This is a genomic window from Neobacillus sp. PS3-12, from assembly GCF_030915385.1.
Lineage (GTDB): Bacteria > Bacillota > Bacilli > Bacillales > Cytobacillaceae > JAEVLT01.
Genome location: NZ_CP133268.1, coordinates 4,591,414 through 4,614,429, shown reverse-complemented (window position 1 = coordinate 4,614,429; position 23,016 = coordinate 4,591,414). Strand labels below are relative to the sequence as shown.

23 protein-coding genes are annotated in these 23,016 nt (G+C 33.0%); 5 read left to right on the top strand and 18 right to left on the bottom strand.

Annotated features, from left to right (window positions below):
* Nucleotides 1-609: 609 nt before the first annotated feature.
* The 17 genes from RCG17_RS23280 to RCG17_RS23200 all read right to left on the bottom strand — a co-directional run bounded on the left by RCG17_RS23280 (nt 610) and on the right by RCG17_RS23200 (nt 14,972).
* Nucleotides 610-879, bottom strand: a complete 270-nt coding sequence (locus RCG17_RS23280; protein ID WP_308172408.1) for a DUF4241 domain-containing protein — start codon at nt 877-879, stop codon at nt 610-612.
* Nucleotides 872-1,255: a DUF4241 domain-containing protein gene (locus tag RCG17_RS23275; RefSeq protein WP_308172407.1), complete on the bottom strand. Its 384-nt coding sequence runs from the start codon at nt 1,253-1,255 to the stop codon at nt 872-874. Before RCG17_RS23275 ends, RCG17_RS23280 begins: the two co-directional genes overlap by 8 nt.
* Nucleotides 1,256-1,338: 83 nt before the next feature.
* Nucleotides 1,339-2,040 (bottom strand): YdbC family protein, encoded by a 702-nt coding sequence (locus RCG17_RS23270; RefSeq protein WP_308172406.1) that lies wholly within the window; start codon nt 2,038-2,040, stop codon nt 1,339-1,341.
* A gap of 231 nt (nt 2,041-2,271) precedes the next feature.
* Nucleotides 2,272-3,063: a lipid II flippase Amj family protein gene (locus RCG17_RS23265; protein WP_308172405.1), complete on the bottom strand. Its 792-nt coding sequence runs from the start codon at nt 3,061-3,063 to the stop codon at nt 2,272-2,274.
* A gap of 365 nt (nt 3,064-3,428) precedes the next feature.
* Complete coding sequence (locus RCG17_RS23260) at nt 3,429-3,872, bottom strand: hypothetical protein (RefSeq protein ID WP_308172404.1); 444 nt, start codon at nt 3,870-3,872, stop codon at nt 3,429-3,431.
* A gap of 394 nt (nt 3,873-4,266) precedes the next feature.
* Nucleotides 4,267-4,986: a hypothetical protein gene (locus tag RCG17_RS23255; RefSeq protein ID WP_308172403.1), complete on the bottom strand. Its 720-nt coding sequence runs from the start codon at nt 4,984-4,986 to the stop codon at nt 4,267-4,269.
* A gap of 194 nt (nt 4,987-5,180) precedes the next feature.
* On the bottom strand, nt 5,181-6,959 hold the full coding sequence (locus RCG17_RS23250; RefSeq protein WP_308172402.1) for a M56 family metallopeptidase: 1,779 nt from the start codon (nt 6,957-6,959) through the stop codon (nt 5,181-5,183).
* Between the two features lie 16 nt (nt 6,960-6,975).
* On the bottom strand, nt 6,976-7,368 hold the full coding sequence (locus tag RCG17_RS23245; protein WP_308172401.1) for a BlaI/MecI/CopY family transcriptional regulator: 393 nt from the start codon (nt 7,366-7,368) through the stop codon (nt 6,976-6,978).
* A gap of 233 nt (nt 7,369-7,601) precedes the next feature.
* Entirely contained in the window at nt 7,602-8,162 is a 561-nt protein-coding gene (locus RCG17_RS23240; RefSeq protein ID WP_308172400.1) for a hypothetical protein, read from the bottom strand.
* Nucleotides 8,163-8,175: 13 nt separating this feature from the next.
* Nucleotides 8,176-8,379 (bottom strand): hypothetical protein, encoded by a 204-nt coding sequence (locus RCG17_RS23235; RefSeq protein ID WP_308172399.1) that lies wholly within the window; start codon nt 8,377-8,379, stop codon nt 8,176-8,178.
* 395 nt (nt 8,380-8,774) lie between these two features.
* Nucleotides 8,775-9,968, bottom strand: coding sequence for an Acg family FMN-binding oxidoreductase (locus RCG17_RS23230; RefSeq protein WP_308172398.1), 1,194 nt, complete (start codon nt 9,966-9,968; stop codon nt 8,775-8,777).
* Nucleotides 9,969-9,985: 17 nt separating this feature from the next.
* Nucleotides 9,986-10,633 (bottom strand): TetR/AcrR family transcriptional regulator, encoded by a 648-nt coding sequence (locus RCG17_RS23225; protein ID WP_308172397.1) that lies wholly within the window; start codon nt 10,631-10,633, stop codon nt 9,986-9,988.
* A gap of 452 nt (nt 10,634-11,085) precedes the next feature.
* Nucleotides 11,086-11,604: a GNAT family N-acetyltransferase gene (locus RCG17_RS23220; RefSeq protein ID WP_308172396.1), complete on the bottom strand. Its 519-nt coding sequence runs from the start codon at nt 11,602-11,604 to the stop codon at nt 11,086-11,088.
* 224 nt (nt 11,605-11,828) lie between these two features.
* Nucleotides 11,829-12,344: a DinB family protein gene (locus tag RCG17_RS23215; RefSeq protein ID WP_308172395.1), complete on the bottom strand. Its 516-nt coding sequence runs from the start codon at nt 12,342-12,344 to the stop codon at nt 11,829-11,831.
* A gap of 233 nt (nt 12,345-12,577) precedes the next feature.
* Nucleotides 12,578-13,105 carry a GNAT family N-acetyltransferase gene (locus RCG17_RS23210; protein WP_308172394.1) on the bottom strand — a complete coding sequence of 176 codons (528 nt, stop codon included), beginning with the start codon at nt 13,103-13,105 and terminating at the stop codon, nt 12,578-12,580.
* 317 nt (nt 13,106-13,422) lie between these two features.
* Complete coding sequence (locus RCG17_RS23205) at nt 13,423-14,310, bottom strand: serine hydrolase domain-containing protein (protein ID WP_308172393.1); 888 nt, start codon at nt 14,308-14,310, stop codon at nt 13,423-13,425.
* A gap of 89 nt (nt 14,311-14,399) precedes the next feature.
* On the bottom strand, nt 14,400-14,972 hold the full coding sequence (locus RCG17_RS23200) for a MarR family winged helix-turn-helix transcriptional regulator (RefSeq protein WP_308172392.1): 573 nt from the start codon (nt 14,970-14,972) through the stop codon (nt 14,400-14,402).
* A 315-nt stretch (nt 14,973-15,287) separates the two neighbouring features.
* Here RCG17_RS23200 and RCG17_RS23195 point away from each other — a divergent pair.
* The 3 genes from RCG17_RS23195 (at nt 15,288) to RCG17_RS23185 (ending at nt 19,983) form a co-directional block, all read left to right on the top strand.
* A protein-coding gene (locus RCG17_RS23195; protein WP_308172391.1) for an IS3 family transposase occupies nt 15,288-16,651 on the top strand; the annotation gives its coding sequence in 2 pieces (ribosomal slippage) (nt 15,288-15,747 and nt 15,747-16,651; 1,365 coding nt in all).
* A 303-nt stretch (nt 16,652-16,954) separates the two neighbouring features.
* Nucleotides 16,955-18,151 carry an IS110 family RNA-guided transposase gene (locus RCG17_RS23190; protein WP_308172390.1) on the top strand — a complete coding sequence of 399 codons (1,197 nt, stop codon included), beginning with the start codon at nt 16,955-16,957 and terminating at the stop codon, nt 18,149-18,151.
* A gap of 914 nt (nt 18,152-19,065) precedes the next feature.
* Nucleotides 19,066-19,983: a class I SAM-dependent methyltransferase gene (locus RCG17_RS23185; protein WP_308172389.1), complete on the top strand. Its 918-nt coding sequence runs from the start codon at nt 19,066-19,068 to the stop codon at nt 19,981-19,983.
* Nucleotides 19,984-20,177: 194 nt separating this feature from the next.
* On the opposite strand, the gene RCG17_RS23180 is transcribed toward RCG17_RS23185, so the two are convergent.
* On the bottom strand, nt 20,178-20,531 hold the full coding sequence (locus RCG17_RS23180) for a TetR/AcrR family transcriptional regulator C-terminal domain-containing protein (protein ID WP_308175929.1): 354 nt from the start codon (nt 20,529-20,531) through the stop codon (nt 20,178-20,180).
* Between the two features lie 313 nt (nt 20,532-20,844).
* Between RCG17_RS23180 and RCG17_RS23175 the strand changes: the two genes are divergently transcribed.
* On the top strand, nt 20,845-21,186 hold the full coding sequence (locus tag RCG17_RS23175; RefSeq protein WP_308172388.1) for a hypothetical protein: 342 nt from the start codon (nt 20,845-20,847) through the stop codon (nt 21,184-21,186).
* Nucleotides 21,187-21,315: 129 nt separating this feature from the next.
* Entirely contained in the window at nt 21,316-22,308 is a 993-nt protein-coding gene (locus tag RCG17_RS23170) for a 3-oxoacyl-[acyl-carrier-protein] synthase III C-terminal domain-containing protein (protein WP_308172387.1), read from the top strand.
* Nucleotides 22,309-23,016 lie beyond the last annotated feature (708 nt).

Genomic DNA, 23,016 nt, shown 5'->3' with positions numbered 1-23,016 from the left:
ACCTTCCCGTCGTTATCTCTGAGAATCTTTCCCTAGATGCTAGAACCCGTATCCGGCTGCCCTTACGGTGCTTTTGGCCGTTTCTTCCCGTAAGACATCGGTCTTCCCCCGTTAGATAAAGGTCGACGCTAAGCATATATCCCTCTAAACAGTTTCTCAAAGGGGCGTAGATTTCGGGACTGCAGTATTCGTTAAATCCTTCTGGCCTCTAGGTTTGCTCGCCACACAGACTGTTCCGACCTTATTCTCTCAGTGTAGAATAGGCCGCCGTGACTTTTACTTCCAAGCAGAACGTGGTTTGTTACCTCCCCACGCATTGGATATGCTAGTCATCCGAATTCGGCCAATTGATGACAGGAGACTTTCACTCCATAAGATTCTCAGCCTTGACGGCTGCTCCACCTAACTGTCTACGCTTAAAGACTAAAGTTACCATTAGCCCTCCAAGACTCGCTACGAGCGAATGGCTAGTTCTTACTCGACGGGAATCCCACCCGCTATATGATACGACCTAAGCTCGGCCGCACACGCACCCGTTCGTAAGTACATTCCTTCACAATCTTTTTTAAGTAGACTCCACTAAATAGTGGAACTTACATCACTTGTGAATTAATCAGTTATAAGAAAGTCAGTTACTAAACAAATTACATCTCCATTTTCATCCAGACCCCAAAAACTTGGGTAACTACCATCTCCCCAGCCACTAGAGAACATTGAAATGCTTGCTTTTTCTTTTATTGTGGTAACTAACCAACTTCTTGTATCTTTGTATGTCTTATCAAACTCGTCTTCAAATTCGAAGTAAATATAATAATCTGAATTCTCATTTTGTCGTTCTTCTTCATAAGCAAGAAGGGTATTCAGTGTTTCCTTATCCATAAAACTGCCAGTTCCAGGAGTCAACTCCATAACCAAAAAATTCGTCATCTTCCAGCTCATCTATCCCCTGTCCTTGTTGCAATGCCATCTCCCAAGTAATAACTTTATTTTCGTTGAATTTAATTATTGCAAAAGCAATACGTTCATCTTCATTTTTATATCGAATAATGTTCAAAAGAACTGGATATTTTCCAGATGTAACTTTTTTGGTAAAAGGTTCTTCTTCCATTCCGATAAAAGGGTCACAAGCTACTATTTGTCCACTTGATAGTTCTATTTCCCCAATTTTTTCACAAAAAATTTCGCTTTCTTCTGGCATTCTCCTTTTTTCTCCATCATTAAACAACAAAAATTCAGGGTTAACTTTATACACCATTTAGCTCTCCTCTCAAAAGTTTTTCGTATTTGCTATATTTTTTAAACAGTTTGCTCCTTTAATAAAAAAAGCGTATTTGTTTATTATAGAAACGCACCCGATTGCTTAATATCGTTGCTTACAAAGTTCCTGTTAATTAATGGCACCGTTGGGGACACACGCCATGCTTCTTCAACTTTAAATTTTTCACCTACAAGTTCCAGTACATCATTCTTAGGTTTTGCGGTCTCTATTAATTCTGGAAAATTTAGTTCCATATATTTTTGATGAAACTTTTCACTCTTCCAAACCGATAATACAAGAAAGTAGTTACTTTCTTTTTGAGAGAATGAGAATGTTCCACCAAGCATCTCTTCAGCTTTTCGCAATCCAAAGTTCCAAACTTTTTTCTGCATCTCAACGAAATGCTCAGTTTTTTGCTCTTTAACTTGTGACAAGGAAACTCGAATAAAATTACCATTTCTCAAGACATTAGCAAAACTTTCCTCTAATCCAGAAATTCTTAGTTCTTCTTGAAACATATTGACATCTATTGAAGTAAAGGAACTTTCTTGCCCAGAATTGACATAGATTCGGTCATGTACCTCCTTCATAAAATACTGATAGTCTGCTTGACTTTCCCAAAAAGAATAAACACAAGCAGTCAATGGTTGCTTTTCGCTCCAACCACCCAGTTGTCCTAAAAAACCTTTAACCTTACTAAGTGGTTCCCATTGTTTTTGGTACTCATAAAATATTTCCTTTTGGCCCTCTTTTACTTTGCAAGAAATTCTTTTTATAATCATTAACTCCACCCCTAAACATAAAGCCATTTGTTTAAAAACCAAACTGATTACGTTAGTCAACGTTTATATTTTAACATAAATATCCAATGGCCCTAAAATTGCAAAATGAGCGCCAATCCTCAAGAATGGCGCCCGATTGCTGAAGAACATTGCTTTAATAATATACAGAGTAAGTACCCATTGCTTGAACAAAAAAATCTTTCTTACACACAGTAAGAATATAATTAATATCTATATTATCTTTGCAACAAATACTATTAAATATGATGAAGGAATAATTAATAAAAGCGAAGCAAAAGTGCCCAAGGTTTTACTTCCAACCATTGCAACAATAACTGTACGAAAATCTTTTTCTGTACACTTACCTTCTATAACATCATCAGTCATAATTGATAATTGTGGATCTATAAATATTGACATTAAAATTGTCGCAATACCATTTATGATTGATGACAAAGTAATGCATGTTGCTCTTAAATCTGGTGCAATACTTCCTGCATATATTGGTGCTAAAGCTCCTACAGTTAATAAAGCCACTGTGATTAGATTATATATAATTATCTTGATAGGTAATTTTCTCAAATTGAGTTCTGTTATATTTTCTTTTACCGGGATTGCAACGCAATCCTTGATGTAATTTACACCTGCTTTTGAAAAACTATGAATGACAAGTTTAGGAATAGACCTGTCAACGGAAAAATGTAATACTCCTCTAAAGAATATTCTCTGAAAGGTTGGAATTAAAAAAGCAGCTATAACTGTGGCAATACCTGATACTACAATAATTAAATTGAAAATGTTTATTAAATTACTTGCTCCAGAGCGATCTTCAATAAATTTTGTTAATATTGGAACTTGAAAAGTTACTGCCGTTCTTGATATCAACATTAATATATTAAAAACTGCAAATGAAACGGCTATTTTACCTGTTCTAACACCAACCATTCTTACTGAATATGCTAATGTTCCTATAAAAGATATTATAAAGTTTAATATTAAAACAATTATTATTTGTACACTCAACTACCTTACCCCTTATTTGACCATATTTATTTATCCAACTTGCAACCGTTACTCGAAAAAGAAAAAAGTATTACCATTGTTAACATGATTCCATGTAATTTAATTTTGTATAACCAAATAAATCTCGAGTTCCTGTTGTTCCTGTATCAGAAAAAAATAATGATCAAAAGATCAAATTTATCTATAAAGATTAGATTGATCACTATTCAAAGTTATTTTTTTACAAGCCAAAACCAATATTTTGACAAGATTATTATTAATTCAACAACTTTTATCAAATTCCTTCTTACCCAACAACGTAGCAATTAACATAAAGAAAGAGCACAATTCTTTTTCAGGTTTGCGCCCTATTGCTGAATATCGTTTTATTGTATGTTGGCTATACTTTTATTCCTATCGTCATTACATGGTAAACTAATGATATTGATAATTAAAATATAAAAGGGAAAAACTATTAAACCTACTATCACAAAAAAGCCTGTAACAGGATTAGGAGCATCCCCTCCATATGTTATTGGGAATAGAGATGCGATTATATATATAAAAAGAACAAAGTAAGGAATCCAAAGGATAGTTGTCAAGAAATTGGATTTACGACCTTTCATCCACTTTTTTGTAAGGTAAATGATCAGGATTGTCCCAAATATAAATCCACCAACAATAGTTACACCACTTAAAGTATTTACAGTACCAATATTCCAACCAGTTAATCTGCTTACCCTATAAACATTACCCATAAGTTGGATAGGAAAAAATATCATAAGAGCATATAAAATACTGAACACATTTAATTTTATGAAATACTTCATTTGGAAATAACTCCCCTCTAACCTAATAACAATTATCCCAAGTTCCTAATAGTTCCACAATCATTCATTTAGAAATATAGCTCTAAAATAAAAATAAGCGCTCATCCTTTCAGGAAAGCACTCCTTAATGGAATAATAAGGAATTTCTATTAGCTGGTTTAGCTTAATAAGAACTGAATAATTTTCCTCCATATTTACCGTCTCTAATCGCTTTTCTATACCGTCCATCTTGTTCTTGGATGGCAATATCTTTTTCGAAAGTAATTCCTTTTATTAAATAGTATTTTGTCCTTTTTTTATAGCTATTAGGAAGTTTCCACTTTAATATCTATGGTTCGTTCCTCAATTAAGTCTCCTTTATAGTTGATGATGAAAAATTTTCTTGGTAATTTAATTACAATCCGTCAAAAAATTGATAAACATTATCTGTTATATAGGTGAATTCAGTATTACGATCAAAGAATCTTGCTTTCAGTGCTGTATCTCTAGAAGGGTCTTTATTATTACGACAAATAGCAATTCCGTCTATAGATTGAAATGTAGCACCAAAACTGAAATAAATTACATCTTTATCCGCTACTATATATGCATATACACCAGCAGAGTCATTCAATTTTTTCATTTTATTTATAATAGTTTTTGGGAAAATATCTTCAAATCTATTTAATTCAGATGTATTGATCTGTTTTCCCATTGGAAGCTTCTCCTGATCATATGCTTGAAAGATTGCATCAGAAACTGCGAAGTAATCTTCTTTATACATATTGAATTTATCTTCATGATTAAGTGGTGGAATAAATAAGATCACAAATGTAATTAATAAACTAAAAACAATTGCTATCTTTTTTCTATTGTTGCCTTTTTCTTTAGGACTCCTCATCCAAACAACAAGCAACCATATACCTGAAACGATGATTAGAGGAATCGAGGATAAGCAAAATATAATAGTTGAAAAATTGTCACCCACCAATATTTTTCCATATACAAGCAAGAAGTTCGCTAACGATAAAATCATTATAGGTACGATTATCTTTATTACACCTTCCTTACCATAAATCCAGCTCTCTATTATGCCGACTAATATGATAAGTAAAATTATCATTGTTAAAGCCATTTAATCGCACCTTTCTAATTAGGGCATTATCTCTTTTATCTTAATTTAATTTCGGAATTATAACATTTATCTTCTTCACATCCGTTATATTTGCTATTCTGAAACGGTAATGCAAAAAGCGTTTCTAATTATTGTAGAGACACATCCGTTTGTTTTTTGTGCATTTACTTACAATCTTTCCTGTTATTCAATCATTACCTTTTTAAACCTTTTAAGTTTGGTTTAAGTTCATTAGTATCAATCGACCCATTAATAGTTAGTTCTTTTGGGTCAAGGTAACTTAATACTTTGCCATCTTTGTTGTATGTCTCATACTTAACCAAGATCCCTGTATCCTTATCAACCCAAAAACGAAAAGATGTAGAAAGATTTTGATCTAATTCACCCTTTATTACGAGTGTATTGTGTCCTAATATCTCTTCATTCTGTTTTTCAATTTTCCATTTTACTGAATTGTCAAGATAGGTATTAGCTATTTCATATGGGAATAAATAAAAATTCGCCTCATCCAATAACGGATATTCTCTTACGGAATATACATTAATACTATATTTATCTTTATTTGCCGTTAATCTTTCCGTACGCCCTAAAGTTTCTTTCTGTATATAACCAGATTCCTTATATGTTGAATTACTTTTATTGATATCCCAATAAGTATTTTGATTATAATAAGTGAGGTTTGTTAACTTTTCTCCTGTTTTTGTATTTGTCGTTAACACTTTATTGTACCCGCTTGGTGTTGAGTTATTTACAGCCTCATAATCAATTTCATTAGTGCTTACAATCCCATTGTTAATGGAGTGTAATATCATTTTTCCTTTTGCAGTTTTAAAATAATTGAACGAAGTTTGCATCTTTTTAAAAATATCGTCTTTCATCATCACTTGATAGTTTTCTTTTTGTTTACCTGGTTTATAAACTGATACTAATGAAGATTTGTTAACAAAAATCAAAGAGAACGCTAAAAGAATGGCTAAAGTAAATACACCTAATAGGGACCATCGATACGATTTTTTTTCGAACTGTTTAATCATTATGATCCTCCTTTTTAATACTCCTTTTCCCATTGCCATATTTGCGAGAGACGAAATTGGATACCTAATTGATATCTCATCTACTAATTTAATTAAAGTATAGCCATATTCAATTTTCTTTTCTGGTTTTATATAAGTAAGTGCAAGTGCATCACACCCGATTTCCTGATCTTGACGCATATGGAAATAGGCATACCATAGAATGGGATTAAACCAGTGTAGGATCAAAAGCACATTCATAAGACAATTTGCAAACACATCATTTCGCTTTATATGAGCTAGTTCGTGATAAAAAACAAATTCTAATTCAGTTTTATTTAAAATGTTTAAATGATCTTGGGACAACAAAAATTTTGGTCGGATAAACCCTAAAACGGTCGGGCTTGAAACTCTCCCAGAGTAAACTAGAGGGATTCTCTTTTTAATTGACATGGTTTCCTTGCAACAATTAAAAAGATTGCATACCTCTGAATCTGTAATAAAAGATTTGCGTTTAACGTAAAGATAAAGCCTCACATTTATAAACACAGTAAGAACACCGATACAAATTACTCCTAGAAGCCAAACACTAAAAGCAATTTGTTCAAATGATAGAGGTTGTTTTTTGTAATTGTTACCTTGGATATTCTTATGATCTACAAAAGGAAGTGGTTTTTGAACAGTTATGTATTCTTGTTGGGCAATTATAGAAGGAGTTACATTAGTGGTGAGATTATTTGTTGGTAAGATATTATCCACTACCTTTACACCGTCTGGTAAAGGTGGTAACAACAGCCTAAAAATAAGGGTAAGCCATAGGATGTAATGCCATCTAACAGGAAGCCTGTCACGAAGGGTTAATTTAACAAGTAAAATAATTCCTACCAAAACACTACAAAAAAGGGAAGTCTTTATCACCCAATTAAAAAATGGCTCAACATAATATTGTAGGTTACTCATAGCATTTTTCCTTTCATTAGTCCTTATCCGGATTTGGATTTTGTTCGTCAAGAATTCGTTTTAGTTCATTAATTTCTTCACGAGAAAGTTTTTCCTGTTGTAAAAAATTCACTAATAAAGGTTTAAATGCTCCTCCGTACAAACGTTTCATAAAAGATTTTGTCTCTATTTGTAGGTAATCTTTCTGTGAAACAAGGGGAAAGTAAGCATACACTTTTCCTTCTTCTTGTTGAATTCCTATTGCATCCTTTTGAGCCAGTCTATTAAGTAATGTTCGAATTGTTTTCGGTTTCCAATCTGTCTGTTTTTCTAGCTCTTGAATAACTTCATTCGCTATCAAAGGGGACTTGTACCACAAAATTTTCATTACCTCCAATTCTGCTTCAGTAATTTTAGGCAATTCTTGCATATTCTTACCCCTCCCTAGATTACACTTGTAATCATGTATTCATATTACAAGTGTAATCAAAAATTTTTGAATTGTCTATAATAAATTTACAAATAGAACATTATTAAAAAATTTTTCAACCAGGTGTTAATTAAATGAATTTTGATTTTAATGATCAAAAAAAGCTCGGTTTTTTTATAACCCAGCTTTATTTTTTCTATTCAGCATATTTTCTTCCTCAACTAATGCACCCGCTACTTGAATAAGGAACGGAAATATTGAATGATTTCATAACCGATATAATCCTCTTTATTAGGATACAGATTCCGATAGTAGCAATCCCAATAACTCAACACTCGACTTTCGATTGTATTAAAAAACTTTGGATTATCAACAATGAATTCTTTTATTTTCACTTTATTAACTTTATCCAAATTGGATTTTATCACCTGTAAAATTTCGATTACATATTCCCCCGTTAAACGAATTAAATAAGGAATAATCCAAATATAGTGATTGCTTAGGTGAATGATCTTTCTTAAATTTTCTTCTCTAACAAAACCATTGTGATGCCTTGTAAATAAACAAGCCAAAATTACTTGTTGCTGTACCGTAAAGGAATTTAATTGTGTTGAGGAAAGTTCGTTATAGTAAATCCGTTCAGGAATAATAAGCAAATTTTCACAAATGTTAACCTCGAAACAATACGAAAAATCCAACGTGGTTGTTTGTTTAATCTGACGTAAAACCACCATTACATCATCTTCTAAATTTGTTGGGAATGCATTTAATAATTCATATTTCCTATCTGACAAAATTTCACCCACTTTAAGCAAACTGTTTCTTTAATTCGATTAACAATCGCCCAATTCCTTCTTCAAGTAAACTGCCCCTATAGTTTAGGTGAAAATCCTCACAATCTCTTCGCCAATAACAATTTTCTTTAAATATGTTGCTCCAATACGGCCCTAAAATTGCAAAAAAAGCGTCATCCTCAAGAATGGCGCCTGTTTGTGGAATAAAAGAATTCATTTCTTACTCTAAATATTCACCACTTAGTCTAGGATGTAAAACCTTTGTTATTCTCCTGCATTAGCCTTTTTAAACCAAGGTATCAGATTCTGTGGCTATTAAGAATTGTTTCGCCGATAATTCCGTGTTGTTACGCGGAATTTTTTATTATTTCCGACAATCATTTGATCAATTACCTTTGTTTCAAGAACATTCGTACCAATTAAACAGTTTTTTGATATCCTTTAAAACCAGAGAAAGGCGTGTGAGACCGAGGTCTCACATGCCTTAATCAGTATCTGTTTTGACAAGATGATGAAATTATTATATTTACACAAAATTAATTGCTTGTAACAGTTACCGTATTTCCTTGAGATGGCGAACAGTACCTAACAATGTTCGCTATCAATACTCCCTTAGTTCTTGATAAGATCCATGACATCTCGTCTCATGGTTTGCTGAGCCACTTCGGTTGGTTTCCCCATACGAACTAGCATTTGAATGACTTTTCCATTTGATGCATATTCCTTATGGATTTTCGTATAAGGGTCCTTCATTTCTGGGTACTCTTCCAACACTTGACTTGGCGGCTGCATCACAAAGCCCATATTATGTGCTTCCAATATGAGACGACTGTAGAGCATACCTGCTTTTACCTGATTACTACGGCTATTATCTTTCGTAATAATCATCGCATAGGTTGGTGTATGTTCCACGGCAATCTGTGTGGACTTCACAAACAAATCAGCTGATGCTTTCTCATTGTTGATGGAAGGAAACATGGTGATCATTCCTTGCATCACATTTTTCTTCAATCCTGTAATTCCTTCCCCTTCCAATGAAAATCCATACCTATACTTGTTCTTTTCATACTCATTCGCCCGAAAAATATTTGCAGATTCTTCATTAATACGATGTACAGCAGACTCAATTTTAGCCCCTTCCATAGCGTATTGACCAAGTCTATCTAAATTCTCTTGATCTTGAAAAATTTTTAATGTCACACCTTTTGCATCAGAGATATCTTGTAGCTTATTTACTTGGGCTATCGTTAATGGAGTTGTCTCATAGGCTCCTCTGTTTGTATCTGGAAGAAATATGTATGGATAAAGTTCATTATTTATTGGTTCCACTTTTGTCAGAGAAATTTTTGCAACTGGTTTTGCATCCATGCTTTCTTTTAGGATCGCTTCATCATAATTGCCGTTTGGAAAAAGAACGATGTCTGTGTGATAGCCTAATTGATCACCTGTCTCTTTCACATATTCTAAAAAAGCCCCTTGTGTCACCATCGTTTGACGAGCATAAGGATCCACTTGTGGAGCTAACCGATTTGAATCGGCATACAGGTAAAAGACATTCGCATCTTTATGATCCAGACGTACAATCCATGGCTGCATATTATGTCCATTCGCAGCTAGTAAACCATGGGCAGCAAGGCGTACTCTTATATCCTTAAATTGTTGTGAATAGGTAGTCTTCCATGGATCTAAATAATGTGTAGTCGAAAAAATGCCACTTTTTATCATTAAAGCAGAGAAAACACCTACGATGATCATGGCAAAAGTTAAGAAAAACATAGTAATCATCTTTAACCCTTTCTTTTTCATTTTTCTCAATCACATCCTTAATTTTTAATAGATGTAAGTAGTAATTCAAACGCTTCAGGTATTAGCTCTTCGGAATTTCTATGGTGATAATGTTTGATATAATTAGCTTTCTTCTTCGCTACATTAAAGACTCCAATTGTAGATGACCATAAAATCACTGCCGTATTTAAAAGATCCAAGTCTTTACGTATGGAACCTTCCTCCACTCCCTGTTGTAATGTCGTCATCAAAAACCTGAAAATTTTCTCTCCTTCGGCATAGCATTCTTCTCTCGATTGATCGGTGATCCCTTTTTCAAAATCTCGTTCACCCGTTTCATATTCCACAATTGCCTCAAAATAGTTTGGTTGTAACTGGCTAAATGTAAAAAGAGTTGTTCCGATTTGTCTTAATCGTTGCAATGAATTCCCATCCAGTAATGTGTTGAGTTCTTCTTCTAACATGGTATTTAATAATTTCCATCCTCTAATCATAATTTCAAAATAGAGTTGCTCTTTGCTTTTAAAATAAACGTACACCGTTCGTTTGCTAAACTCTGCTTCTTTCGCTACATCGTCCATGGTCGATGTAGAATATCCCTTTGTAAAAAACACTCGTTCAGCCGCTTCAATAATATCGTTCCTTCGAATTTCCTTTTCCTTTTGTTTTCGTTCAGATACTCCCATTTACACAACCCTTTCACCATAATGATATAAAGTATACTATTAGTTTACTTTATATCATTCTGGTGTATATAACAATACTTATCACCAAAATTGCACATTTTCTAATCCATTTTTTAGTAGACTATGTTCTTTAACTCTGTTTATTAGGGCTAATTACGGGATTTTACACGAATGAGCCCTAATCAACAATATTGTTTAACATAGCTTTTTACTTAAAGAAAATATATAACCTTTATTTAACTTTCCTGAGATGTTAATTTAAGTACAAAACTCCACAATCTACGATCATCATAAATTTCCATTTGTTTTCGCTAGTTCCTCAACAATTTGGCCCTTTTCATGAAGAAAGACGCTTTCCTTATTTCAGAAAAGCGCCCTATTCTTGAATAACGAAAGTATGAAATTTGAAAAGATCACTTTACTAAAGCCGCATATGTAAATCTTTGTTACTCTTACTCAATACATAATTCTGAAATATTCTTCCAGCCATACGCAACATCCTCTACTACGGATCCTCCAAACGTACTAGTCCTATGAATATATTCTTTTCCTCCCATACGTTCATAAAAACCAAGTCCAGATTTATTCTGTTTCATTACCCAAACCATCATAGAATAAATACCTTTTTCTTTAAAATGCTTAGCAATAGCTGAAACAAGCTGCCTACCAACACCTAATCCTCTACATTCCTGTAAGAGATAAAGCGAATATAGTTCTCCATCAAAATTATTCTCATCAATACTTTTACCTGATGCAAAGCCTATAATTTTCCCTGTATCATTAATTGCAACATAAATAAAAGGTTCATTTTCGTTATTTAAAAAATTAGTCCATCTTTTTTCTGCATCTTCGTACGATAATTCGTCCAGATAATCGTCAGGTACTAAACCACGATAAGTAGTCCTCCAACTATTAACATAAACTCTTGATACGCCCTTATAATCTTCTTTACTTGCTATTCTAATTTCCAAGTTAAGTCCCTCCAATGCAAAACAGTAAAATAATGAAATTTATTATAACATTCTTTCTTCAACCCCAGTTTGCTCAATAAGTGTTATTCCATATAATGCCCCTTAACCTAAAGAAAGAGCACAATTCTTGCTACAGAATTGCGCCCGGTTACGGAATAAGAAACATATTTCTCTATTTCTATATATTTAACATAAGTAAGGATTATAGGCAGTTAGAAAAAATGCTATTTTTTTGTATTCATCGCATACAAATAAACAACATAATCAGTCATTACCCCAGGATACCCTAACTGTCGCAACATAGCTGTTATATTCCCACGATGATACGTTCCATGATTAACAACATGCTGTACCAATTCAAAAAAATTGGTTTCCAGCCGACCAAAAGCAGGATGCTCTGGGGAAATTGATTGATCAAGGTTCTCTTGACGATCGAAAAATGCTTTATATCGCTCGGATAAGTTAAAGAACAGCCTCTGTATTTCATCCATACTTTTTCCTTTTGTGGACTCCCTCAGTTGTGTCCTTGATTTTGCAATTTCATCAAAGCTATCACCGGACATGACCGATAACCATATAGTATCGGTAGCGTAAATATGGGCTAACACTTCTGATATGGAAGAAAAAACACTTTGAATCTCCTTATGGTAAATGTCCTGTGGCAGTTCTTTTAAGTGCTCAAAAACTCTTTGATTTGCCCATACATGATAATCATACAATTGTAATGCATGAGGCTTCATTTGAATTTCCTCCCTATTCCGAAATTTGTAACCTCTATAGATTATTCCCCATTGTTTTCTCAAACACCTTCAAAAAAATTAGCGTTCCATAGTGCTTTCACATCATGACACGCTTTTTAAAACTTTATTATTACAAAACAATTGAGCACTGATCCTTGTTACAGAAATGTGCCCTATTCCGGAAGATTATTTTGTAAGTAAGATATAGGCTAGGCCCCCTTGTATATGGAAGATTACTTCCTAAGGAGGGAATAAACATATGTGTCATATGCTTTTCCATCTTGGTACATATAGTCTCTTAAAATTCCCTCTTTTTGAAAACCAACCTTTTCTAATAATTTATTCGATGCTTCATTTTCAATAAATACAACGGCACCTATACGGGTTAAGCCCATAACATCATAGCCAAATGAAAGAACTTTAGATACTGCATCTGAAGTGTAACCTTTTCTCCACTGTTCTGGATGAATTTCGTAACCAATTTCAGCACGTTTATGCTTTGGAGACCAAGCATTGAAGCCAATAGTTCCAATTATACCTTTGGTTCCTTTTCGCTCAATGCCCCATCGAATGCCTCTTTTTTCACTATAGTTTTTTGAAAAGAAATCTACGAATTTTTCTGCTTCTTCTATACTTTTTAATGTTTCTAATCCGTAAAAACGTGTTACATCGTCGTTAGAAAAACAAGCAAAAATGCCCTCTGCATCTTCATTTGTTAATTCTCGTAAGACTAATCTGTCTGTCTCTAATGTAGGAAACATTTAATCTCTCCCTTTATTTAGTTCCTAATTTAGGAAAATTGCCCTCTAAGTGATTGCTTCACAATTCTTTTTCGCTTTACACATTATTAAGAACATATATAAGTTTCTTTTTACAAATTAAAGGAATAAGGTGATACATGATAGATTAAATCTCACCATTTTTTTGTTGGCAATTCTTATATATCTTTTGATTTCTGTAGACTTTCTAATAAGGAAATTCCTATATTTTCATCATCATTAATACCTAATCTGTAATTGGCCAGAACTATGGAGGCAACTTTCTTTTCTTTATCAATCCCTAAAAATGAACTAAAGCATCATGTTCCACCGCCATGCAAAATAACATTGTTGTTTTTCTTTAAGAGTAACCAACCAAGACCCATATCATACTTCTTTGTTCCATTTCCATGTTTTTTATGGCAAAGAGACAAATATGGTTTATCTTCGTAAATATTTATTTTTGCATATTTAAGTAAATCATCAGCAGTCGAACTTATTGCACCCGCAGGTGCTATAAGATTTTCTTTGTTCCATTTCCAGTTGCCACAATCATTATTTTTTCTGTCATAACCATGTAAAATATTATTTGATGTGCCTAAATATGTATCGCTTAGTCCAAGTTCATTATGAAGAAAGTCATTCATCGTGTCCCAATATCCCCTGCCCGATACAATCCCCAATCCATACCCAACAAGTGACATACCGAAATTTGAATATTTCCATGAATAATCTGCTTCTTTCAATTTATTTTTTTCAATTAGCATTTTCATTTTGTTAAAATCCATATTTAACGGATTATTCTTATTCATATCACCACCACCAATAATCAAACCTAAAATTAGGTTAAAATGTTCCCGTTTATTTAATGGCAGTCTTGCTGAATATCCAGAAGAGTGAGTAGCAAGGCGGAGCAATGTGGGATAATACTCGTCTTCCTTAAGTTCTTCTATATATTTTTGTATTGAATCGTTTATTGACAACTTGTTTTCAAATACATATTTTGATAGCAAAGATACAGTAAAAGTCTTTGTAATAGATCCAATTTCATAATGATATTTTTTTGATGAATCAAGTTCACCGTTTTCATTATAAATTTTTATTACAGAATTATTGTTTGTTAAATAGCCAACAGTTAATTTTAAATGTTTTTTTCCTCTACAGGTCTTTTTAATTAATCGTAATATTTCATCACTGATTTCAAACATAATGATTGCTCTCCCTTTGGATATCCTTCATTTTAAAAAAGTTTCAAAGGATTGATATATATTTTTCAGGATAAATTAGCCTATCCCATTTATTTTTCATATTTTATTTCACCATTAATTGCTTGAATTCTTCGTCTCTCAAACTCCTTCATTACTCTCAATTGTAATTCATTGTTATCTTCATCCATTTTTAAGTTACCATCTTCTTCAAACCCGTCGTGTTCTTCACCGTCAAAACTATAAAGTTTCTTTAAAAGGCCCCACATTATTTCCAATTCTTTTGTTGATAACTTTTTAAAAAGTTCCTCCAAAAAGAAGATTCCTTGTTCTGAAACAACAAGCAATACCTTTTTTCCAATGTCGGTAATTTTTACGTTAATCGCACGTTTATCTTTCTTACTGGGTACTATGTTAACGTAACCCTTATTTTCTATAATTGTAATTAACTGTTTTACGCTCTGTTTTGTAGTTCCTAATTTTCTTGCAATATTGTTCAATGTTGTATCATCTTCAGGTAAATGAGCAATTGCCACCATTGCCATATACTGTCTTGATGTTAAGAGCTCAAGGGATTTGTCACCTTTTACCTGAATTTTATTTGCAAGAGAAAATAAAGTAGCGTAAGTTTGCTGCATTAAAAAAAGTTCTCTGTATATATCCATATTTAACCTCCAGTTTAGACATTATACTGTCTAAACTTATAGTATCATATTCTGCAAATTAGTCAATATACTGTCTTTTTTATCTTGAAATAAATGGTCCTTGAGCTCAATAAGAAAAAGACTGCCGTTATTGGCAGCCTTTTTAAGTAAAGCACCCTTTAAGTGAAAATCCTCACAACATCTTTACCCACAAAGATTTTCTTTAAATGTGTTATTTAAGAATATAGCCCTAATAAGGAAAATGAGCGCTTATCCTTGTTTGAACTGCACCCCAAATGTTAGACACGAATCTAACATTTTGGAGGTGCCTTTTTTATGGCAAGAATTACTCTTGAACAAAAATTAGATGCCATTTTTCGTTACGAAAATGGTGGAGAAAGCCTTAATTCTATTGCTAAATCTCTCAATTTAACTAATAATGAAACCATTAATTTCTGGATAAAAAAGTATCAAATTCATGGACTAGAAGCTTTTAAAAAGAGCTATACACGTTACACTTTTGAAGATAAACTAAACATACTTAAATTTATGAACGAGAACGGGTTGTCTTCTTTAGAGACTGCAGCAGAGTTTAATTTACCTTCTCCAGGTACAATTAGAAAATGGCAAATTAGTCTTAAAAATGATAGTGTAGACTCCCTAATTTTTAAGAAAAAGGGGCGTCCGATATTGAAGAAAGACAACCAGAAAGAAACCAAGAATCAGCTCTTTAAAGAAGGCTCTTTAGAGAAATTACAAGCAGAGAATGAACGTTTACGTATGGAGAATGCTTATTTAAAAAAGTTGAATGCCTTAGTTCAAGAAAAGGAAATATTAAAACGAAAGACAAAGCGCAAGTAGTCTTTGAACTAAGGAATCAATTTAGTGTAAAAGAGTTAATAAAGCTAGCCGGAATCAAGCGTAGCACTTATTATTACTGGATAAGTCGCTTTGACCGACCTGATAAACATGCCGAAATGAAATCGATGATTTCTACTATTTACCACAACCATAAAGGAAGATATGGTTATCGTCGTATAACTTTAGAATTACGTAATCAAGGCTTCCTGATCAATCATAAAACCGTTCAAAGACTTATGAAGGAATTGGGTTTAAAATCTCTTGTTCGCATGAAAAAATACCGTTCTTATAAAGGAAATGTAGGCAAAATTGCACCAAACATTCTTCAACGTGATTTTGTTGCGGAAAAACCAAATGAAAAGTGGGTAACGGACGTAACAGAATTTCATTTATTTGGTGAGAAGTTATATCTTTCCCCTGTACTAGATTTATATAATAGTGAGATTATTGCCTATAATATTCAAAGTCGTCCTACGTATGAACTTGTATCAAAAATGTTAGACAAAGCTGTCACCTGCCTATCTGAAGGAGATGCCCCAGTATTACATTCGGATCAAGGTTGGCATTATCAAATGAAACAATACTCTTATGCTTTAAAACAACATGGTATTACCCAAAGTATGTCTCGTAAAGGTAACTGTTTAGATAATGCAGTAATTGAAAACTTTTTTGGTCTATTAAAATCTGAGCTATTATATCTACAAGAATTTGAGAGTATGGGTCACTTCAAGCGTGAGCTTGAACTGTATATCGAATACTACAATCACAAACGTATTAAAGGGAAACTAAAAGGATTGAGTCCGGTACAATACCGAATTCAATCCTCCATAACTGCTTAACTTAATATAGTGTCTAACTTTTTGGGGTCACTTCAGTTCAAGGATAGCGCCCTTTCGTATTATAAGGTCATCCAGAATGTATTTCTGGTTGGCCTATTTTTAATAGGTTATTCTTTAGGTAGCCGGGGTAGGACGTTAGCGCCCTTGGGACAAGGATCCCGTCCATTATACTGTCCACCCCCTACTTGTAGAAACATGTTTGAGGCTGGTTGGGGCTTTGACCCCGAATAACAAGCGAAGCTATGAAACTACAAGATAGTGAGGGGCTGCCGGCAAATACAGTAAAAGGAGATGTGATAAAGTATGGATCCAGTCATTGGTCTGGATGTCGCAAAAGGAGAAAGCCAAGTCCAAGCTTTCTTGGCAAGAAAGCACCCTTTTGGAAAAACCTTTAAGTTTAAGCATGATATCAATGGTTTACGTGATTTTTATGTATTTTACAAGGAGGTCAAATTGAACGCTGAAGCAGATCCTGTGGTCATTTTTGAATCTACTGGGCACTATCATGAACCTGTACTTCAGTATCTTGAGGAAAGGAGGATAACCTACTATTTAGTGAATCCAGTGGTTTCTTACGAAACTAAAAAAAGTAGCCTTCGAAAGGTTAAGTCAGACCCAGCTGATGCTCGACATTTATGCGAACTCTACTACAAAGAAGATCTAGAAACATTCCACCGAAAAAATGTTCAAACCATGAACTTACGTAATTTATCTAGACAACATGATTCATTAACTCGTAATTACGTACAGTTAAAGCTACAGTTTCAAACAATCCTAGATCAAGTTTTTCCTGAATATAAAGGCGTGTTTGGGAATTTATATTCACAGGTATCTTTAAAGACCTTGCTTTTATATCCTACTTCCGACATCGTTTTAAAGGCAACAACAGATGAAATAGCAAGTGTGATGCATAGTCTAGGAGGAAAACGTTCGTATACATGGTTTTGGGATAAAGCAAATAAGCTTAAAGAAGCAGCTGAACGAAACCCATTTAAGAAAATCCTATATCAGAGCCATTTAGTGACCTTAAAGATGTACATTCCAATGCTTCTTCAACAAAAAGAGTTTCTATCCATCCTAGAACAAGAGATTGATGAATTGGCCATGCAGTTTGAAGAGTACGAGCTTCTCCGTTCCATACCGGGAGTAGGATGTAAGATTGCGGCTACACTCATCTCCGAAATCGGAGAAATCAGGCAGTTTAGTCACCCTAAAAAGCTAGTCGCTTATGCAGGAATTGATCCCAGGATTTATCAATCAGGTAAGTTTACAGCTGCCATAAACCGCATCACGAAAAGAGGATCTTCCAAGCTACGACAAGCTTTATATACAGCCGTTCAGTGTGGACTAACGAATAATCGAAACACGAAAATTAGAGAGTTTTACGACAAAAAAAGAAGTGAGGGAAAACCTCACAAAGTAGCGATAATAGCCTGCGCCAACAAGCTATTACATTGGATTTATGCCATTCTCAAGCATAAAGAGAGTTTCACAGCATAGTAATTACCTAATAATTACATCAATTACAAAAACTTCAAATCGCTGTTTTGGAGTCTCTTTGTCATGCCCTTTTTATTGTAACATTACTTAGAAATCAATATTAAGCCAAAAGTGTTGACTTATATTAGCTGGTATAATTGAATAACTATTATATGGCCTCAACCTTAAAATCGATCAATTAATTTTCTACCAACACCCCGTTAGTCTAGATGAAAGATTCGATAGTCTTTATTTTTGAATAAGTAAAAGTAACCTTCACATTTAAACACCCGATGAAATCATTCTGAAGAAGATAATTACTCCACCTATAATAATAAAAATGGTTAGAAAGATATTAATCATTCCCCATAAAATTATTTTCTTTGAAATTATTAAGAAAGTTGAAAGGAAGAAACCAATTAATAAAAAACCAAGTGAGAACTGGAAGGTGTAGGAGCCAAAGAAGCCTGTTGTTAAACAAAGGATTGCTAAAATTGGAAAAATGAATTGAAGAAAACTGGTAAATATCTTCAAAAAATTCATCGTCCTTTACAAAAGGATTTTATATTATTATACGTTGAATTACCTTATATTCCCACAATATTTTAATATCTTTATTTAACAATCCTGAACCGTTAAGTGAAAGTCTTTGTTATTCAGTAAAAATAGCCAGATTCAAAAAGGGCACCCTCTATTAAATAAGTGCGCCCGATTGCTGAGCAATATTCTTTATTACTTAAAATAGAATTTCTACCATAATATATAAAAATATCTTAATTTACTGCAAAGGAATTTATTACTTAATATAAAACAAAACGTTTTTTGTTGACAAGAAAGTTTATTTATGCTATAATTTACAGCTAAAACTTTTGTGTGTATAATAAGGTTCTCCTGGCCAGGGGAATCTTATTTTTGTTATATGGGAGGAATAATGTATGAAGAAAAATGAATCAAGTTTAACTTCCTTAATATCAGCCTTTGGTCGAGCATACCACAGCAAATATGACACACCCAAAATTTTTGATGATATTATTGCAAAAGATTTAATTACCAAAAAAGAATTTGCAGATATTCGTGAGAACATGATTAATGGAATTCAATTCTTTAATCATGAAATTGAAAAGAGGTTTCACGATCAGCCAGATGAAATTTTAAAATGGATTACACAAGTCCAACTTTCTCCAACTCCTTTAGCACGTGCTGCCTATTGCGAAAATGTATTATTTCATGAAATGTTGCTAGGTGTTAAACAGTATGTCATTCTAGGAGCTGGATTAGATACTTTTTGTTTTCGGCACCCAGAATTAAAAGACGTTTTAGAAATATTCGAAGTTGATTACCCTGCCACACAAGACTTTAAAAAGATAAGGTTAGCAAATGGTAATTATCATATTTCGGATAATCTTCATTTTGTTTCAATGGATTTCACCAAAGAATTGACTATTCAAAATCTTGTTGAAGAAGGTTTTATGCCTAACAAAAAAACTTTCTTTAGTCTTTTAGGTGTTTCTTATTATTTAACAAAAGAGGAAAATGCTAACTTGATTAATAAATTATTTACTAAAGTTCCATCAGGAAGTTCTATAGTTTTTGATTATGCAGACGACAAACTTTTTGAAGAAAAAGGAATGTCTAATCGAGTTCAAAATATGGTTCAAATGGCCTCAGCTAGTGGTGAGCCAATGAAATCATGTTTTACTTATGATGAAATGGAGAAAATGTTAGAAAACTCAGGTTTACTCATTTATGAACATTTATCACCTGTTACTATTAATAATCAATTCTTTCGCAATCGTACAGACTATTTGTCTGCATTCGAAACTATTCATTACATCCATGCTGTAAAAAAATAATATTTCGGCAAAAACAGACTTACCTCCCAATCTTCCCTATGATTGGGAGGTTACTCATTTTTATCTAAAATGAATATATTTTAATTTTCATTACTATATGTTATTCCATAATCTGGTCCTTAACCTAAAGAAAGAGCGTAATTCTTGCTGCAGAATTGCGCCCGATTCTGGAATAACAGAAGTGCTTTAATAAGTTATTGCTTTAATCGTTTATTAAGTCCATCTAATAAAACATGAAGACCAAATTCAAATTGTTTATCACTTTTTACGGATACTGAATAATCAGCAAGTTTAACTAATGATGGATATTTATTCACAGACAAAGACTTAAACATTTTTCTTGCCTGTTCAAAAGCTTCATTAACCTCTAATCCTTGGATATTAGCTATATGAACCTGTATCATTTCATCTCTTACAAATGAAAGAATATCATTATTAAATAAACTGGCACTAGCTGGAACATCCTCTGACCCAAAACCAGCATTAATAAGAATTCGGTATATATTCTCAATTAATTGAAGTCTATCAGGAGTTTGGCACTGTTTCAGTCATTATTTCAACTGAATCCCGAATAGACAGCAATTCTTGTCGATATTCATTCCCAAGTTCTATGAGCTGCTCATACCAATCTTTAGATGAATCAGGGAAAGAGATTGTTTTAGAAATCTGTTCTGATTACATAGCGGAGTTCCTTTTTAAATAAAAAACAGGAAATTTAATCAGTAAAAGAAAATTTAAGATAGAAATGGTAGATTTTGGGAAATAAATAGGTTGAAATGCTCATTAAAACACTACTATAGTTATATATTATTTTTATATAATAGTGATAAAATTTTACATTTTAGGAAAAGAGGATAAGTAATGGGAAATTTTAATTTTAGGATTAACCAATCAAAAAAAGTATTTGATGTAACAGTTGCGGGTTCATTCAATGAAACAGATGCATTAAATTTTATTAATCAATACAAAACAAGGACTGCTACTATTAAACCAACAGAATACATAATTGATTTGGACTGCACTGAACTAAATGTTACAAACCCAGATGTAGTTCCAATGTTGGAACAATGCTATAAGATGTATCGAGAGAGCGGTTTCAGCAAGGTTTCTTTTAAAATTAAAAAAAATCCTATTCTAAAAATGCAATTAAGTCGTATTGCTCGTAATACACAACTTAAAAATTTTGAAATTGTAGAAGTATGACCAATAAAAAATATGTAAACAAGACTTTTCACTTGAGAGGTCTTGTTTCTTTTTATCGAGAGATTATTAATTTTTGACTAACATGAATCGATTCTCAAAATAAAAGACTTTGATCAGGAGAAGAAACTAATGACAAATATTAAAATTATGGAAGTAGAAATTCACCATCCAAATAAAGTGGTAGAAAATCAATTTTATATCGATCACTTTCGGAAACAAAAGAAGGAGATTACCCATTTTTTAGAAATAATGGGTAGGGACAAACGTTATATTATTGATGATCCAAAAGAAAACAGTTTTACGATGGGATTAGAAGCGAGTAAAAGAGTGTTAAAAAAATCTGGTTTAACTAGCAATGATATAGATATGATTGTATTTTCCACTCAAACACCTGAATATACTTTTCCGACAAATGCCATGCTAATTCATCAAGCTCTTCGGGGAAAGAACCAAACAATCTGTATGGATTCTAATTCTAATTGTGCAGGAATGGTTGTAGCTGTAGAACAAACCTGCCGTTATATGTTGGGAAATCCTCAGATCAAATATGCTTTAGTTATCGGATCAGATTACAATTCTATTAATTGTAACCCGGATGATGAAATCACTTTTTCCAATTATGGAGACGCTTCTTCTGCCGTAATATTGGAAAAAGTGGAAGATAAGGTTGGGTTTATTGATTCTCAGTATTATTCAGATTCCAGAGAAGCAAAAAATGTTCTTTTCCCTGCTGTAGGATTATCCAATCTTTATAACAAGGATATTAAAAATACTGATGTCCATATTAAATGGATTCCTTTTGATGGAACTTGCGTTGTTAAACCGGCAGTAGAGTCTATGGAAGAAATGATAAAAAAACATAACCTTACTAAAAAAGATATTGTTGCCTATTGTCTCTCTCAATTCTCTTATAAAAACATCCAATTAATTCAAGAAGAATTACAAGAAGATATGAATAAAATGATTTATGTAGGCGATGAATTTGGTTATACAGGAACAAGTAGTCCTTTCCTTGCTCTTTATCGAGGGATAGAACAAGGAAAAATCAAACGTGGAGATCACCTCTTTTTCTGGTCAGTTGGGACAGGATGGCAAATTTGCACTATGCTGTTTAAGTTTTAATTGTTTAAGGCACTTTGAATTATCTTTTACCCACTTTTTTTGTAAATGGATTATAATCTTTTTGCATATCCATTCACATTTTTTTTGATGAAATTTAATGATAAACGAGTGGGGATCTATTTGTCTCACTCGTTTTTTTCTTTTTGGATCCTCGTTACTTGAATAAAGGATAAACGTCACCATTTTTCAAGTACTGCCCCCTATAATTAAAGTGCAATCCTTTACAAATTTCATACCGATGTTATCAAAAATATTCAATTTTGCTTAAGATTCTTATTCCATTAAATGGCCCTTTCATGCAAAAAAAGCGTAGATCCATTCTCTGGAATCGCGCCCGTTCGTGGAGTAACTAAGATTTAGCCTTAGCCTTAAAATTGATTAATTGTTCTTGAACTAACGCACCCTTTCAATAAGAAAGAGCTGCTAACACTGCAACTCCCTGTTCCGTTTAAGCTGCCCATTCGTTATCTTCTACTGCTTTTTAATGACTATACTAACCAACAGAATAAGTAATGGAATCGCTTGTATAAACAAAAAACCATTCCAGAAAAGAGACTCATCGCCTGAGTCGGTTGCCATTACACCTATAAACAAAGAAAGAGGTAACACCAACAAATTAATCCCCAAAGAAATAGAGAAAAAGGACTGCTTTTTATTCTGTTTTTTTCCAGCTTTGTAAAAAGCAAAAAAAATACAACACCGAAAATT